Origin of the sequence: Klebsiella sp. K5-306 (assembly GCF_051835185.1) — a bacterium.
Lineage (GTDB): Bacteria > Pseudomonadota > Gammaproteobacteria > Enterobacterales > Enterobacteriaceae > Klebsiella > Klebsiella oxytoca.
Window position 1 is genome coordinate 197,688 of sequence record NZ_JAIFJY010000003.1, and the last position, 16,049, is coordinate 213,736.

A 16,049-nucleotide genomic window follows, 5' to 3' on the forward strand; every position below is an offset into this window, starting at 1 on the left:
CAAAGCGCCGCCCCCGGGAGAAGTGCGCAAAACGTTACAGAATTTCCCGGAGGCGATGCCGGGCTACCGTCCTGGCGTTGGTTGTATGCCCATGGGACGTCTTTACACATAACGAATGACAGGGAGTAAGGGCTATGGGAATTAACGAAATCATCATGTACATCATGATGTTCTTTATGCTGATTGCCGCCGTGGACAGGATCCTGTCGCAGTTTGGCGGCTCGGCGCGCTTTCTCGGCAAGTTTGGTAAAAGCATTGAGGGCTCCGGCGGCCAGTTCGAAGAGGGGTTTATGGCGATGGGGGCGCTGGGCCTGGCGATGGTCGGGATGACCGCGCTGGCGCCGGTACTGGCGCACCTGCTCGGGCCGGTGATTATTCCGCTGTATGAAATGCTCGGCGCCAACCCGTCGATGTTTGCCGGCACGCTGCTGGCCTGCGATATGGGCGGTTTCTTCCTCGCCAAAGAGCTGGCGGGCGGCGACGTGGCGGCGTGGCTCTATTCCGGCCTGATCCTCGGGGCGATGATGGGGCCGACGCTGGTGTTCTCCATTCCGGTCGCGCTCGGCATCATCGAACCCTCTGACCGCCGCTACCTGGCGCTGGGCGTGCTGGCCGGGATCGTTACGATTCCGATCGGCTGTATCGCCGGCGGTCTGGTGGCCATGTACTCCGGCGTGGAGATTAACGGTCAGCCGGTAGAGTTTACCTTCGCGCTGATCCTGATGAATATGATCCCGGTGCTTATCGTCGCGGTGCTGGTCGCGCTGGGGCTGAAGTTTATTCCGGAAAAAATGATCAACGGCTTCCAGATCTTCGCCAAATTTCTGGTGGCGCTGATCACCATCGGCCTGGCGGCAGCGGTCATCAAGTTCCTGCTGGGCTGGGATCTGATCCCGGGGCTTGATCCGATCTTTATGGCTCCCGGCGACCAGCCCGGCGAGGTGATGCGCGCCATTGAAGTCATTGGCTCGATATCCTGCGTGCTGCTCGGCGCTTATCCGATGGTGCTGCTGCTGACCCGCTGGTTTGAAAAGCCGCTGATGCGCGTCGGTAATCTGCTGAAAATCAATAATATGGCCGCCGGAGGCATGGTGGCGACGCTGGCCAACAACATCCCGATGTTCGGCATGATGAAACAGATGGATACTCGCGGCAAAGTCATTAACTGCGCGTTCTCCGTCTCCGCCGCTTTCGCGCTGGGCGACCATTTAGGCTTCGCCGCCGCCAACATGAACGCCATGATCTTCCCGATGATCGTCGGCAAGCTGATCGGCGGCGTTACCGCCATTGGCGTGGCGATGCTGCTGGTGCCGAAAGATGAAAACGCACCGGCGGCGGCGACCACCGAAGCGGAGGCGCAATCGTGAAAACTCGCCAGCTGCTGAGCGTCGGCATCGATATCGGCACCACCACCACTCAGGTGATCTTCTCCCGCCTTGAGCTGGTTAACCGTGCGGCGGTGTCGCAGGTGCCGCGCTACGAATTCATCAAACGCGAAATTAGCTGGCAAAGCCCGGTCTTCTTTACCCCGGTTGATAAACAGGGCGGTCTGAAGGAGGACGAACTCAAGGCGCTGATTCTGGCGCAGTATCAGGCCGCAGAGGTTGCCCCAGAATCGGTGGACTCCGGGGCGATCATTATCACCGGCGAAAGCGCGAAAACCCGCAACGCAAGGGCGGCGGTGATGGCGCTCTCGCAGTCGCTGGGTGACTTTGTGGTGGCCAGCGCCGGGCCGCATCTGGAATCGGTGATTGCCGGTCACGGCGCCGGGGCGCAAACCCTTTCTGAACAGCGGATGTGCCGGGTGCTGAACATTGATATCGGCGGCGGTACCTCAAATTACGCGCTATTTGAAGCGGGAAAAGTCAGCGCCACCGCCTGCCTGAACGTTGGCGGACGCCTGCTGGAGACCGACGGCCAGGGACGCGTGGTTTATGCCCATCAGCCGGGGCAAATGATCGTCGATGAGGTTTTTGGCGCAGGCGCCGATGCGCGCGCGTTGAGTGCTTCGCAGTTAGCGCGGGTAGCGCGTCGGATGGCGGATCTGATCGTCGAAGTTATCGACGGCACGCTCTCTCCGCTGGCGCAACGGCTGATGCAAACCGGCCTGCTGCCCGCAGGCGCGGTACCCGAGGTGATTACCCTTTCCGGCGGAGTGGGCGAGTGCTACCGCAACCAGCCTGCCGACCCGTTCTGTTTTGCGGATATCGGACCGCTGCTGGCCACGGCGCTGCACGAGCATCCGCGGCTGCGGAAGATGAACGTGCAGTTTCCGGCGCAAACCGTGCGCGCCACGGTGATTGGCGCCGGCGCGCATACGCTCTCCCTTTCCGGCAGCACCATCTGGCTGGAAGGGGTTCAGCTCCCGCTGCGCAATCTGCCGGTGGCGATCCCGCTTGATGAATCCGATCTGCTGAGCGCCTGGCAGCAGGCGCTGCTGCAGCTCGATCTGGATCCGGGATCGGATGCTTACGTGCTGGCGCTTCCTGCTTCGTTGCCGGTGCGCTACGCCGCCCTGCTGGTGGTGATTGACGCGCTACTGGCTTTTGTCGCGCGCTTTCCCAATCCACATCCCCTGCTGGTGGTGGCCGAGCAGGACTTTGGCAAAGCGCTGGGCATGCTGCTGCGCCCGCAGCTGCAACAACTCCCGCTGGCGGTCATCGATGAGGTGAGCGTACGGGCGGGGGACTATATCGACATTGGTACGCCTCTTTTTGGCGGATCGGTTGTGCCGGTGACGGTGAAATCACTCGCATTTCCTTCCTGAGGGAACGACTTATGAAATTAAAGACCACATTGTTCGGCAATGTTTATCAGTTTAAGGATGTAAAAGAGGTGCTGGCTAAAGCCAACGAACTGCGTTCGGGGGATGTGCTGGCGGGCGTGGCGGCAGAAAGTTCGCAGCAGCGCGTAGCGGCGAAGCAGGTGCTCTCCGATATGACGGTCGCCGATATTCGTAATAACCCGGTGATCCCTTATGAAGAGGACTGCGTGACGCGCCTGATTCAGGACGATGTCAACGAAACCGCTTATCAGCGGATTAAAAACTGGACCATCAGCGACCTGCGCGAATACGTGCTCAACGATGAAGTCACCAGCGACGATATTGCGTTTGTGCGCAAAGGGCTGACCTCAGAAGTGGTGGCGGCGGTGGCGAAGGTCTGTTCCAACGCCGACCTGATCTACGGCGCAAAGAAAATGCCGGTGATTAAAAAAGCCAACACCACCATCGGCCTGCCGGGCACCTTTAGCTGTCGCCTGCAGCCGAACGATACCCGCGATGACGTGCAGAGCATTGCGGCGCAAATCTACGAAGGGCTCTCGTTCGGCGCGGGCGATGCGGTGATCGGCGTTAACCCGGTGACCGATGACGTGGAGAACCTGACCCGCGTCCTCGATACCGTCTACGGCGTTATCGACAAGTTTAATATCCCGACTCAGGGCTGCGTGCTGGCGCATGTCACTACCCAGATTGAAGCGATCCGCCGCGGCGCGCCGGGAGGGCTTATTTTCCAGAGCATCTGCGGCAGCGAAAAGGGGCTAAAAGAGTTCGGCGTGGAGCTGGCGATGCTCGATGAAGCGCGGGCGGTCGGCGCCGAGTTCAACCGTATCGCCGGAGAAAACTGCCTCTATTTTGAAACCGGGCAGGGCTCGGCGCTGTCGGCTGGCGCGAACTTCGGCGCCGATCAGGTGACGATGGAGGCGCGCAACTATGGCCTGGCGCGGCACTACGATCCGTTCCTCGTCAATACGGTGGTGGGCTTTATCGGGCCGGAGTACCTCTATAACGACCGGCAGATTATTCGCGCCGGTCTCGAAGATCACTTTATGGGCAAGCTGAGCGGCATCTCGATGGGCTGCGACTGCTGCTACACCAACCATGCTGACGCCGATCAGAATCTCAATGAAAACCTGATGATTCTGCTCGCCACCGCCGGTTGCAACTACATCATGGGCATGCCGCTCGGCGACGACATCATGCTCAACTATCAGACCACCGCGTTTCACGATACCGCCACCGTCCGTCAGCTGCTGAATCTACGGCCGTCTCCGGAGTTCGAACGCTGGCTGGAAACCATGGGCATTATGGCAAACGGTCGTCTGACCCAACGGGCGGGCGATCCGTCACTGTTCTTTTGATGACGCGGGGATGACACATGATGGATCAAAAGCAGATTGAAGAAATTGTACGTAGCGTGATGGCGTCAATGGGACAACCCCAGGCGGCCGCAGCGGCGCCTCAGGCTGCGGCGACGAAGTGCGGCAGCCGGTGTGAGGTCGCGGCGGAGAGCTGCGCGCTGGATTTAGGATCGCCAGAGGCTAAAGGCTGGATTGGCGTGCAGCAGCCGCATCGCGCGGAAGTGCTGGCCGAACTGAAACGCAGCACGGCGGCGCGCGTTTGCACCGGCCGCGCCGGCCCGCGTCCGCGCACCCTCGCGCTGCTGCGCTTCCTCGCCGACCATTCGCGCTCTAAGGATACGGTGCTGAAAGAGGTTCCGGAAGAGTGGGTGAAAAACCAGGGATTGCTCGAGGTGCATTCCGAGATTAGCGACAAGAACCTCTACCTTACGCGCCCGGATATGGGCCGTCGCCTGAGTCCGGAAGCGATTGACGCGCTGAAGGCGCAGTGCGTGGCGAATCCTGACGTTCAGGTGGTGGTATCCGATGGCCTCTCTACGGACGCGATTACCGTCAACTATGAAGAGATCCTGCCGCCGCTGCTGTCGGGGCTGAAGCAGGCCGGGCTGAAGGTCGGTACGCCGTTCTTCGTCCGCTACGGACGGGTCAAAATTGAAGATCAGATTGGCGAAATCCTCGGCGCGAAGGTGGTCATCCTGCTGGTAGGCGAGCGTCCCGGGCTGGGGCAGTCGGAAAGCCTCTCCTGTTACGCCGTGTATTCGCCGCGCGTGGCAACCACCGTCGAAGCGGACCGGACCTGTATTTCCAATATTCACCAGGGTGGCACGCCGCCGGTAGAAGCCGCTGCGGTGATCGTCGATTTGGCCAAACGCATGCTGGAGCAGAAAGCTTCCGGCATCAACATGACTCGTTAAGGAGGCATCATGCCTGCATTAGATTTAATTCGCCCTTCGGTGACGGCCATGCGCGTGATTGCTTCGGTAAATGACGGCTTTGCCCGCGAGCTTAAATTACCGCCGCATATACGTAGCCTCGGACTCATCACGGCGGATTCGGATGATGTGACCTATATTGCCGCTGACGAAGCGACAAAACAGGCGATGGTTGAAGTGGTTTACGGTCGCTCCCTCTACGCTGGCGCGGCTCACGGCCCGTCGCCAACCGCAGGGGAAGTGCTGATTATGCTGGGCGGCCCGAACCCGGCGGAAGTTCGCGCTGGCCTGGACGCGATGATGGCGCATATCGAAAGCGGAGCGGCGTTTCAGTGGGCCAACGATGCCGAAGATACGGCGTTCCTGGCGCACGTGGTGTCGCGTACCGGCTCTTATCTCTCGTCTTCTTCAGGCATCGCGCTGGGCGATCCGATCGCCTATCTGGTGGCGCCGCCGCTGGAGGCCACTTTCGGCATTGACGCGGCGATGAAATCGGCCGACGTGCAGCTGGTGACCTACGTGCCGCCGCCGTCGGAAACCAACTATTCGGCCGCCTTCTTGACGGGGAGCCAGGCCGCCTGTAAGGCAGCCTGCAATGCCTTTACCGATGCCGTTCTGGATATTGCCCGTCATCCAATCCAGCGCGCGTAAGGGGGAAGCGATGATCAACGCCCTGGGATTACTGGAAGTTGACGGCATGGTCGCCGCCGTTGATGCGGCGGATGCGATGCTGAAGGCGGCCAACGTGCGGCTGCTCAGCCATGAGGTTCTCGACCCCGGCAGGTTAACCCTCGTGGTGGAAGGCGACCTGGCGGCGTGCCGGGCGGCACTGGATGCCGGAAGCGCTGCGGCGCAGCGTACGGGGCGCGTTGTTAGCCGTCGGGAGATAGGGCGCCCGGAAGAGGACACCCAGCGGCTGATCGGCGGCTTTCAGCCGCAGCCGGAAGCCCCGCAGCCACCGGTGATAGCGGAGTCCTCTGAGCCTTTACTGGCGCTGCTGGCATCGACGCGTCAGGGAATGACGGCAGGGGAGGTGGCCGCCCATTTTGGCTGGTCGCTTGACGAAGCCAGAAAGGCGCTGGAACAGCTGTTTTCTACCGGATCGTTGCGTAAACGCAGTAGTCGCTATCGTCTAAAAAATTAACCAGTCGGAGGTGCCGGGAACGCGAGAGCGCTCCCGGTTGATAAGATCATGAAAAAGAAAACACCGGCCAGCCTGCACCATCTTTATCATGAAGCATTACCCGAAGACGTTAAATTGACGCCGATGGTCGAGGTGGATAACGTCCACCAGCGGCGGACCACCGATGTCTATGAACATGCCCTGACGATTACCGCCTGGCAGCAGATTTACGATCAGCTGCATCCGGGGAAATTTCACGGTGAATTTACCGAAATCCTGCTCGATGATATTCAGGTTTTTCGCGAGTATACCGGTCTGGCGCTGCGTCAATCCTGCCTGGTGTGGCCGAACTCTTTTTGGTTCGGTATCCCGACAACCCGCGGCGAGCAGGGGTTTATAGGATCGCAGTGTCTCGGCAGCGCCGAGATCGCCACCCGACCCGGCGGCACCGAGTTCGAACTCAGCACGCCGGATGATTACACCATTCTGGGAGTGGTTATCTCAGAGGATGTCATTTCCCGTCAGGCCAGCTTCCTGCATCACCCGGAGCGGGTGCTGCATATGCTGCGTAACCAGTCGGCGCTGGAGGTTAAAGAGGAGCACAAGGCAGCGCTATGGGGCTTTGTGCAGCAGGCGCTGGCGACGTTTAGCGAGAATCCGGAAAACCTACATCAGCCCGCTGTGCGCAAGGTATTGGGCGATAATCTCCTGCTGGCGATGGGGGCGATGCTGGAGGAGGCGCAGCCGATGGTCACCGCCGAGAGCATCAGCCATCAGAGCTACCGGCGGCTGCTTTCCCGGGCGCGGGAGTACGTGCTGGAGAATATGTCGGAGCCGCTGACGGTTCTCGATCTGTGTCAGCAGCTGCACGTTAGCCGCCGCACGCTGCAAAATGCCTTTCACGCGATTCTGGGGATCGGGCCGAACGCCTGGCTGAAGCGCATTCGTTTGAACGCGGTGCGCCGGGAGCTGATTAGCCCGTGGTCGCAGAGCGCAACGGTGAAAGATGCCGCGATGCAGTGGGGCTTTTGGCATCTGGGCCAGTTCGCCACCGATTATCAACAGCTGTTCGCCGAGAAACCGTCGTTGACGCTGCATCAGCGGATGCGGCAGTGGGTTTGATTACGCGTTATTTACCGGCTGGCGAATCGTGCCGTCATCGTAGGCCTGATAAGCGTAGCGCCATCAGGCAAAACAGCGCCGTATCTGGCCTACGGATCGCACCATCTGGCAACTTTAAACCCAATCACGTACCTGAATGAATTCGCTTAGCGCGGCCTCCGGGCTGCCCGCTTCCGGCTGGTAGTCGTATTCCCAGCGCACCAGCGGCGGCATCGACATCAGAATGGACTCGGTACGGCCGCCGGTTTGCAGACCAAACAGGGTACCGCGATCCCACACCAGGTTGAACTCCACGTAGCGCCCGCGACGGTAGAGCTGGAAATCGCGCTCGCGCTCGCCCCAGACTCTCTCTTTACGCCGCTCGACAATCGGCAGATACGCCTCGGTGAAGCCGTTGCCCACCGCCTGCATAAAGTCGAAACAATGGTCAAAGTTCGGGGTATTCAAATCATCGAAAAACAGGCCGCCGATGCCGCGCTGCTCGTTACGATGCTTGAGGAAAAAGTAGTCGTCACACCACTTTTTATAGCGCGGATAAACCTCTTCACCGAAGGGCTGGCAAAGATCGCGGGCGGTACGATGCCAGTGAACGGCATCTTCTTCAAAACCGTAGTAGGGGGTTAAATCAAAGCCGCCGCCGAACCACCATACCGGATCGGCACCCGCTTTTTCCGCGATAAAAAAGCGCACGTTGGCGTGGCTGGTAGGGATGTACGGGCTGCGTGGGTGTACGACCAGCGAGACGCCCATCGCTTCGAAGCTGCGGCCTGCCAGTTCAGGACGATGCGCGGTTGCGGAAGCCGGCATTGCATCACCGTGCACGTGGGAAAAATTCACGCCAGCCTGCTCAAAGATACCGCCATTGCGCAGCACCCGGCTGCGTCCGCCGCCGCCGCCTTCCCGCTGCCAGCTATCCTCGATAAATTCGCTACCGTCAACGGCGCTAAGCTTTTGGCAGATGTCATCCTGGAGCTGAAGAAGGAAAGCTTTTACCTGGTGCGCGTCGGGTTTCATTAACGTCTCTTCGAGTGGGCTTTCTGGTTATCGAACCAGTGGAAATAGCTGATAATGCCGTTGGCTATTGCCGTGGCGATTTTCTGCCGGAACGCGGTGGTGCCCAGCAGTTTTTCTTCGTTCGGGTTGGTAATAAACGACGTCTCCACCAGCACCGACGGAATTGATGGCGACTTCAGCACGACGAACGCAGCCTGTTCGGTATTGCGGCTGTGCAGCTTATGCACCGGCTTAATCTTTTTCAGGATGTGCGAGCCGAGCGTCAGGCTATTCTTGATGGTGTCCGTTTGCACCAGATCGAACAGCACTTGCTGCAACAGATGGTCTTTATCGGTCGTTTTCTTGCCGGCCACTTCATCCGCCCGGTTTTCGCGATCCGAGAGATACTTCGCCATGGCGCTACTGGCGCCGCGGTTGGAGAGGGCGAAAACGGAGGCGCCGGCGGCGCTCGGGTTGGTGAAGCCATCGGCGTGAATCGACATAAAGAGATCGGCGCCGTGCTTATGGGCGATCTCCACGCGGTCATAGAGTGGAATAAAGGTATCGCCGCTGCGCGTAAGACGCGCATCGATACCGTTGTTGCGCAGGATGCTGCGCACGTTTTTGGCGATAGCCAGCACGACGTGCTTCTCTTTTGAACCGTTATGGCCGATAGCGCCGGTATCAATACCGCCATGGCCCGGGTCGAGCATCACGACGCGCCTGGCGCCTTTTTTCTTCGCTACGGGTTTGCTGTGCCCATTGGATGTTTTCAATGGCTGTTGTTCTTTCGCGCTGGCCTGAGAGGCGATCCCTGAAAGCGTCATTGCTGCCAGCCCGGCTTTCAGCACCTGGCGGCGCGAAGCAAGTATTTTTAATGGTTTAAAAGTGCTCATTCGGCCTGAATTGCAAACAAGTGGTGACTAATGTTATATCGTATCGTGTTTTTTGATACGACCATTCAAAATAAGAATTGTTTTACTTTTCATTTCAATACATGACAAAGTCATATTATGCCATTTTTTGCGGCTCATTGCGCCTGATATTGGCTAGCGGGCACAATCGCGCCATAATCTCTGTTTTTAACCGTTAATGGTGGGCAATACCATGGAGATACGCGTTTTTCGCCAACAAGATTTCGAAGAGGTTATTACCCTGTGGGAGCGCTGCGATCTCCTGCGGCCATGGAACGATCCGGAAATGGATATTGAGCGTAAGCTGAACCACGACGCCAGCCTGTTTCTGGTGGCCGAAGTTAACGGTGAAGTGGTTGGTACGGTGATGGGCGGTTACGACGGTCACCGCGGCTCCGCTTATTATCTCGGCGTGCATCCGGAATATCGCGGTCGCGGTATTGCTAACGCGCTGCTTAATCGGCTGGAGAAAAAGCTGATTGCCCGCGGCTGCCCGAAAATAAACATTATGATCCGCGAAGATAATGATGTGGTTCAGGGGATGTACGAACGCCTTGGCTATGAGCATTCGGACGTGCTGTGCCTCGGCAAACGCTTAATTGAAGATGAAGAATACTGAGTTTATCCCCGCCGATTTTGATGCCCACGGTCGCCTGCGATTGCCGTTCCTTTTTTGGTGCGTGCTGCTGCTTCAGGCGCGGACGTGGGTGCTGTTTCTGATGGCCGGAGCGTCGCGGCAGCAGGGTGACGCGCTGCTGAATCTGTTTTATCCGGATCACGATAATTTTTGGCTGGGATTGCTGCCCGGCATCCCGGCGGTACTGGCGTTTCTCATCAGCGGACATCGTCAGCGTTTTCCTCGCCTCTGGCCGATGATGCGCTGGCTGCTGGTGCTTTCTCAGAGCCTGCTGCTGGTCTGGCAGCCGCTGCTGTGGCTGAGCGGAGAATCGCCCTCGGCGGTGACCATCTCCCTGCTGGCGGCGGATCTTTATGCGCTCTGGTGGCTGTTAAGCAACCGTCGGTTGAAAGCCTGTTTTCGCGAAGAGCAGGTTTAACGGCACTTTTTGCCGATCGCGCACTCCAACTTGCGTTGAATTAATCAGAAAGGACTGAGTCATGAAATCGCGACGTTTACTTCTCTGCGCATTACCGCTGGCGTTAACCGGCTGCTCGACGATGAGCTCGGTTAACTGGTCGTCGGCTTATCCGTGGAACTGGTTTGGTTCCTCTACGCAAGTGACCGAACAGGGCGTAGGCAACCTGACGGCGACAACGCCGCTGAACGAGCAGGCGATCGGCGATGCGCTCGGCAGCAGCTACCGCCTGCGCAGCGGCATGAAAACGGCTAACGGCAATATTGTGCGCTACTTCGAAGCGTTAAAAGATGACAAGGTTGCGCTGACCATTAACGGCGAGAGCGGGACTATTAGCCGTATCGACGTGCGGGATAGCAACATCAAAGCCGCCAGCGGCGTGAAAATCGGGACCCCGTTTAGCGATATTTACAGCAAAGCGTTTGGCAACTGTCAGAAAGGCAGCAACGATAACGGTGCGGTGGTGGAGTGTAAGGCCAAGGGCAGCCAGCATATTAGCTATGCCTTTACCGGTAACTGGAGCGGCCCTGAGGAGTTAATGCCTTCCGATGACACGCTGAAAAACTGGAAGGTGAGCAAAATTATCTGGCGTCGCTAATTTGATCTGAAGTGATTCGACGTCCTGAAAAAGCGGGTACAATAGCGCCTTAAAAGCCACAGCGTTGTGGCTGTACTATTTCAGGAGGAGCGATGTCTCAGGTTCAGAGCGGCATTTTGCCGGAACATTGCCGTGCGGCGATTTGGATTGAAGCGAATGTCAAAGGCGATGTGGACGCACTGCGCGAAGCCAGCAGAGTGTTTGCCGATAAGTTAGCCACCTTTCAGACAAAATATCCGGAAGCTAAGCTGGGAGCAGTCGTCGCTTTCGGTCATCACGTCTGGCGCCATCTGAGCGGCGGCGTAGGGGCCGAAGAGTTAAAAGCGTTCCCGGGCTACGGTAAAGGTCTGGCTCCGTCGACCCAATATGATGTGCTGATTCATATCCTGTCCGCGCAGCATGAGCTGAACTTCTCCGTCGCTCAGGCGGCCATGTCCGCTTTTGGCGCCGCGATTGAGGTCAAAGAGGAGATTCACGGCTTCCGCTGGATTGAAGAGCGCGACCTCAGCGGTTTTGTTGACGGTACCGAAAACCCGGCGGGGGAAGAGACTCGTCGTGAAGTGGCGGTGATTCAGGATGGCGTGGATGCGGGCGGCAGCTACGTATTCGTGCAACGCTGGGAGCACAACCTCAAGCAGCTTAACCGTATGAGCGTTCCCGATCAGGAGATGATGATCGGCCGTACCAAAGAGGCCAACGAAGAGATTGACGGCGATGCTCGACCGGAAACCTCTCACCTGAGCCGCGTGGATTTAAAAGAAGAAGGGAAAGGGTTGAAGATTGTGCGTCAGAGCCTGCCTTACGGTACCGCCAGCGGTACTCACGGCCTCTACTTTTGCGCCTACTGCGCGCGTCTGCACAATATTGAACAGCAGCTGCTGAGTATGTTCGGTGATACCGACGGTAAGCGCGACGCGATGCTGCGTTTTACCAAACCGGTGACCGGCGGATACTACTTCGCGCCGTCCCTGGATAGGCTGCTGGCGCTGTAAGATCTCCTCCTCACCCTCTCCCCGCAGGGAGAGGGAAACGTTCGGCGCGGTCGGCAAGCGTCGCCCGTTTTCCGGTTATGGATGCGTGATTCAGATAAGCTTTGCCATTCTCTTATTCTCTTTTCGACTTCCAAATCGCCAAACGGTATATAAAACCGTTACTCCTTTCATAGCCGTTATAAATATGATGATCAGCAGAAAATCATCATATTGATAAGGGTGCGCAATGGCCGTTAAATCACTGAAAAAAGGATATCTGGCGCTGGCTGCTTCTGTGCTGCTGGTTGCGCAGGCGCAGGCGACGGAACTGCTGAACAGCTCCTACGATGTTTCCCGCGAGCTGTTTGCCGCCCTTAACCCGCAGTTTGAACAGCAGTGGGCGAAAGATAACGGCGGCGATAAGCTGACGATTAAACAATCTCATGCCGGGTCATCAAAACAGGCGCTGGCGATTCTGCAGGGGCTTAAGGCCGACGTGGTGACCTACAATCAGGTGACCGACGTACAGATTCTGCACGACAAAGGCAAACTGATTCCCGCCGACTGGCAAAGCCGTCTGCCGAATAACAGCTCGCCGTTTTACTCCACCATGGGCTTCCTGGTGCGTAAAGGCAACCCGAAGAATATCCACGACTGGAATGACCTCGTGCGTTCCGACGTGAAGCTGATTTTCCCGAACCCAAAAACCTCCGGCAACGCGCGTTACACTTATTTAGCGGCGTGGGGCGCGGCGGACAAGGCTGACGGCGGCGATAAAGCGAAAACCGAGCAGTTCATGACCCAGTTCCTGAAAAACGTCGAAGTGTTTGATACCGGCGGTCGCGGGGCTACCACGACCTTCGCCGAGCGCGGTCTGGGCGATGTGCTGATCAGCTTCGAATCGGAAGTGAACAACATCCGTAAACAGTACGAAGATCAGGGATTTGAAGTGGTTATCCCGAAGACCAATATCCTGGCCGAATTCCCGGTGGCCTGGGTAGATAAAAACGTTCAGGCTAACGGAACGGAGAAAGCGGCGAAAGCCTATCTGAACTGGCTCTACAGCCCGCAGGCGCAGACGATCATCACCGACTATTACTATCGCGTGAACAACCCGAAGGTGATGGATTCGCTGAAAGATAAATTCCCGCAGACCGAGCTGTTCCGCGTGGAGGACCAGTTTGGCTCCTGGCCGGAAGTGATGAAAACCCACTTTGCCAGCGGCGGTGAGCTGGACAAACTGCTGGCGGCGGGGCGTAAGTAATGTTTGCTGTTGCCTCAAAGCGCGTGCTGCCGGGCTTTACCCTGAGCCTCGGCACCAGCCTGCTGTTCGTGTGCTTAATTCTGCTGCTGCCGCTGAGCGCGCTGGTGATGCAGCTCGCGGAAATGACCTGGAGTCAATACTGGGATGTGATCAGCAACCCGCAGGTGGTAGCCGCTTATAAAGTCACCCTGCTGTCGGCCTTTGTGGCGTCGATCTTTAACGGCGTATTTGGCCTGCTGATGGCGTGGATCCTCACGCGCTACCGCTTTCCGGGGCGCACGTTGCTGGACGCGCTGATGGATCTGCCGTTTGCGCTACCGACGGCGGTGGCGGGCCTGACGCTGGCCTCGCTGTTCTCCGTCAACGGCTTTTACGGTGAATGGCTGGCGAAGCTTGATATTAAAGTGACCTATACCTGGCTGGGTATCGCCGTGGCGATGGCCTTTACCAGTATTCCTTTTGTGGTTCGTACGGTGCAGCCGGTACTGGAAGAGCTGGGGCCGGAATATGAAGAGGCGGCGGAAACCCTGGGCGCGACGCGCTGGCAGAGCTTTCGCAAAGTGGTGCTGCCGGAGCTTTCACCTGCGCTGATGGCCGGCGTCGCGCTGTCGTTTACCCGCAGCCTGGGAGAGTTCGGCGCGGTTATTTTTATCGCCGGTAACATCGCGTGGAAAACGGAAGTGACCTCGCTGATGATTTTTATTCGTTTGCAGGAGTTTGATTACCCTGCCGCCAGCGCGATTGCTTCGGTGATCCTCGCGGCATCGTTACTGCTGCTGTTCTCAATCAACACCCTGCAAAGTCGCTTTGGTCGACGCGTGGTAGGTCATTAATGGCGATCGTTGCTCAGTTAAAGCGTTATGACGCCCCCCGCATTAACTGGGGGAAATGGTTTTTGATCGGTATCGGGATGCTGGTTTCCGCCTTTATCCTGATTGTACCGATGGTCTATATCTTCGTGCAGGCTTTCAGCAAAGGTCTGATGCCGGTGCTGCATAACCTGGCCGATCCGGACATGCTGCACGCCATCTGGCTGACGGTGATGATCGCCTTAATTACCGTGCCGGTGAATCTGGTGTTTGGCACGCTGCTGGCATGGCTGGTGACGCGTTTTAACTTTCCCGGCCGCCAGCTGCTGCTGACGTTGCTGGATATTCCGTTTGCCGTCTCGCCGGTGGTGGCGGGGCTGGTTTATCTGCTGTTTTATGGCTCTAATGGCCCGCTTGGCGGCTGGCTGGATGAGCATAACCTACAGATTATGTTTGCCTGGCCCGGTATGGTGCTGGCGACCATTTTTGTGACCTGTCCGTTTGTGGTTCGCGAGCTGGTGCCGGTGATGATGAGCCAGGGCAGTAATGAGGATGAAGCGGCGATTCTGCTCGGCGCTTCGGGCTGGCAGATGTTCCGTCGGGTGACGCTGCCAAACATCCGCTGGGCGCTGCTGTATGGCGTGGTGCTGACTAACGCCCGCGCGATCGGCGAATTCGGCGCCGTATCGGTTGTTTCCGGCTCTATCCGCGGCGAAACCTTGTCGCTGCCGCTGCAAATAGAACTACTGGAGCAGGACTACAATACCGTTGGTTCGTTTACCGCCGCGGCTCTGCTGACGTTAATGGCTATTTTGACCCTGTTTTTGAAGAGTATGGTGCAATGGCGTTTGGCCAATCAGGAAAAACGCGCGCAACTGGAGGGAAATCATGAGCATTGAGATTGCCAATATTAAGAAGTCTTTTGGTCGCACCCAGGTGCTGAATGATATCTCACTGGATATCCCTTCCGGACAGATGGTCGCGCTGTTGGGGCCGTCAGGCTCCGGGAAAACCACGCTGCTGCGCATCATTGCCGGGCTGGAGAATCAGTCCAGCGGGCACATTCGTTTTCACGGTACCGACGTCAGCCGGGTGCACGCTCGCGACCGTAAAGTTGGCTTTGTTTTTCAGCACTATGCGCTGTTTCGTCATATGACGGTGTTCGACAACATTGCCTTCGGCCTGACGGTGCTGCCTAAGCGTGAACGGCCAAATGCCGCCGGGATCAAAGCGAAAGTTACCAAACTGCTGGAGATGGTTCAGCTGGCGCATCTGGCCGATCGCTATCCGGCCCAGCTTTCCGGCGGACAGAAGCAGCGCGTCGCGTTAGCGCGCGCGCTGGCGGTCGAACCGCAAATTCTGCTGCTGGATGAGCCTTTCGGCGCGCTGGATGCCCAGGTACGTAAAGAACTGAGACGCTGGCTGCGTCAGCTGCATGAAGAGCTAAAGTTTACCAGCGTATTCGTTACCCACGATCAGGAAGAGGCGACCGAAGTCGCGGATCGCGTGGTGGTGATGAGCCAGGGCAATATTGAACAGGCGGATGCACCCGATCGGGTATGGCGCGAGCCGGCAACCCGCTTTGTACTGGAATTTATGGGCGAAGTGAACCGCCTGAAAGGCACCATTCGCGGCGGACAGTTTCACGTGGGCGCGCATCGCTGGCCGTTAGGCTATACCCCGGCGTATCAGGGGCCGGTGGATCTGTTCCTGCGGCCGTGGGAAGTGGATATCAGCCGGCGCACCAGCCTGGATTCACCGTTGCCGGTACAGGTGCTGGAAGCGAGCCCGAAAGGCCACTACACCCAATTAGTTGTGCAGCCTCTCGGGTGGTATGACGAACCGCTCACCGTGGTGTATCAGGGCGAAGAGGCGCCGTATCGCGGGGAACGCCTGTTTGTCGGCTTGCAGAATGCCCGCCTGTACAACGGTCGTGAGCGTATTGAGCCGCGCGAGGAGCTTGCTCTGGCCGAATCGGCCTGATAGCTTAATCCGCATGTTTATCGCCGTTTTCGCAACGGCAGGATTGGGTAGCCCGGATAAGACGCCTGCGTCGCCATCCGGGGATGTTTGCAGGCCGGGTAAACGC

17 protein-coding genes are annotated in these 16,049 nt (G+C 58.0%); 15 read left to right on the forward strand and 2 right to left on the reverse strand.

Annotated features, from left to right (window positions below):
* Window positions 1-134: 134 nt before the first annotated feature.
* From eutH to eutR, 7 genes are read left to right on the forward strand one after another with little or no spacing between them, the layout of a single operon-like run.
* Entirely contained in the window at window positions 135-1,367 is a 1,233-nt protein-coding gene (gene eutH / locus K2184_RS06695; protein WP_004114356.1) for an ethanolamine utilization protein EutH, read from the forward strand.
* Entirely contained in the window at window positions 1,364-2,767 is a 1,404-nt protein-coding gene (gene eutA, locus K2184_RS06700) for an ethanolamine ammonia-lyase reactivating factor EutA (protein WP_151386476.1), read from the forward strand. The genes eutH and eutA overlap by 4 nt, the downstream gene beginning before the upstream one ends.
* 11 nt (window positions 2,768-2,778) lie before the next feature.
* The gene (gene eutB / locus K2184_RS06705) at window positions 2,779-4,140 is read left to right on the forward strand and encodes an ethanolamine ammonia-lyase subunit alpha (RefSeq protein WP_004104373.1); all 1,362 of its coding nucleotides are present in this window, start codon (window positions 2,779-2,781) and stop codon (window positions 4,138-4,140) included.
* Between the two features lie 20 nt (window positions 4,141-4,160).
* A complete protein-coding gene (gene eutC, locus K2184_RS06710; protein WP_163525770.1) occupies window positions 4,161-5,054 on the forward strand; it encodes an ethanolamine ammonia-lyase subunit EutC in 894 nt (297 codons plus the stop codon).
* Between the two features lie 9 nt (window positions 5,055-5,063).
* Window positions 5,064-5,723 (forward strand): ethanolamine utilization microcompartment protein EutL, encoded by a 660-nt coding sequence (gene eutL / locus K2184_RS06715; protein ID WP_004104369.1) that lies wholly within the window; start codon window positions 5,064-5,066, stop codon window positions 5,721-5,723.
* A 10-nt stretch (window positions 5,724-5,733) separates the two neighbouring features.
* Window positions 5,734-6,216 carry an ethanolamine utilization microcompartment protein EutK gene (gene eutK, locus K2184_RS06720; RefSeq protein ID WP_016809547.1) on the forward strand — a complete coding sequence of 161 codons (483 nt, stop codon included), beginning with the start codon at window positions 5,734-5,736 and terminating at the stop codon, window positions 6,214-6,216.
* Between the two features lie 48 nt (window positions 6,217-6,264).
* On the forward strand, window positions 6,265-7,317 hold the full coding sequence (gene eutR, locus K2184_RS06725; protein WP_023329894.1) for an HTH-type transcriptional regulator EutR: 1,053 nt from the start codon (window positions 6,265-6,267) through the stop codon (window positions 7,315-7,317).
* A 114-nt stretch (window positions 7,318-7,431) separates the two neighbouring features.
* Here the strand turns inward: eutR and hemF are convergent, their stop codons facing one another.
* Window positions 7,432-8,331 carry an oxygen-dependent coproporphyrinogen oxidase gene (hemF, locus tag K2184_RS06730; protein WP_004104363.1) on the reverse strand — a complete coding sequence of 300 codons (900 nt, stop codon included), beginning with the start codon at window positions 8,329-8,331 and terminating at the stop codon, window positions 7,432-7,434.
* On the reverse strand, window positions 8,331-9,206 hold the full coding sequence (amiA, locus tag K2184_RS06735; RefSeq protein WP_004104362.1) for an N-acetylmuramoyl-L-alanine amidase AmiA: 876 nt from the start codon (window positions 9,204-9,206) through the stop codon (window positions 8,331-8,333). The genes hemF and amiA overlap by 1 nt, the downstream gene beginning before the upstream one ends.
* A 211-nt stretch (window positions 9,207-9,417) precedes the next feature.
* Between amiA and K2184_RS06740 the strand changes: the two genes are divergently transcribed.
* From K2184_RS06740 to cysA, 8 genes are all read left to right on the forward strand, one after another.
* On the forward strand, window positions 9,418-9,843 hold the full coding sequence (locus K2184_RS06740) for a GNAT family acetyltransferase (protein WP_004104360.1): 426 nt from the start codon (window positions 9,418-9,420) through the stop codon (window positions 9,841-9,843).
* Window positions 9,830-10,279 (forward strand): DUF2919 domain-containing protein, encoded by a 450-nt coding sequence (locus K2184_RS06745; RefSeq protein WP_016809551.1) that lies wholly within the window; start codon window positions 9,830-9,832, stop codon window positions 10,277-10,279. The genes K2184_RS06740 and K2184_RS06745 overlap by 14 nt, the downstream gene beginning before the upstream one ends.
* A 61-nt stretch (window positions 10,280-10,340) precedes the next feature.
* Window positions 10,341-10,916 carry an RpoE-regulated lipoprotein gene (locus tag K2184_RS06750; RefSeq protein WP_163525765.1) on the forward strand — a complete coding sequence of 192 codons (576 nt, stop codon included), beginning with the start codon at window positions 10,341-10,343 and terminating at the stop codon, window positions 10,914-10,916.
* A gap of 92 nt (window positions 10,917-11,008) precedes the next feature.
* On the forward strand, window positions 11,009-11,908 hold the full coding sequence (locus K2184_RS06755) for a Dyp-type peroxidase (protein WP_004114340.1): 900 nt from the start codon (window positions 11,009-11,011) through the stop codon (window positions 11,906-11,908).
* A gap of 226 nt (window positions 11,909-12,134) precedes the next feature.
* Complete coding sequence (gene cysP, locus K2184_RS06760) at window positions 12,135-13,151, forward strand: thiosulfate/sulfate ABC transporter substrate-binding protein CysP (RefSeq protein WP_004104352.1); 1,017 nt, start codon at window positions 12,135-12,137, stop codon at window positions 13,149-13,151.
* Entirely contained in the window at window positions 13,151-13,984 is an 834-nt protein-coding gene (gene cysT, locus K2184_RS06765) for a sulfate/thiosulfate ABC transporter permease CysT (protein WP_004104350.1), read from the forward strand. Before cysP ends, cysT begins: the two co-directional genes overlap by 1 nt.
* Entirely contained in the window at window positions 13,984-14,859 is an 876-nt protein-coding gene (gene cysW / locus K2184_RS06770) for a sulfate/thiosulfate ABC transporter permease CysW (RefSeq protein ID WP_004104348.1), read from the forward strand. Before cysT ends, cysW begins: the two co-directional genes overlap by 1 nt.
* The gene (gene cysA, locus K2184_RS06775) at window positions 14,849-15,943 is read left to right on the forward strand and encodes a sulfate/thiosulfate ABC transporter ATP-binding protein CysA (RefSeq protein ID WP_004104347.1); all 1,095 of its coding nucleotides are present in this window, start codon (window positions 14,849-14,851) and stop codon (window positions 15,941-15,943) included. Before cysW ends, cysA begins: the two co-directional genes overlap by 11 nt.
* Window positions 15,944-16,049: the final 106 nt, after the last annotated feature.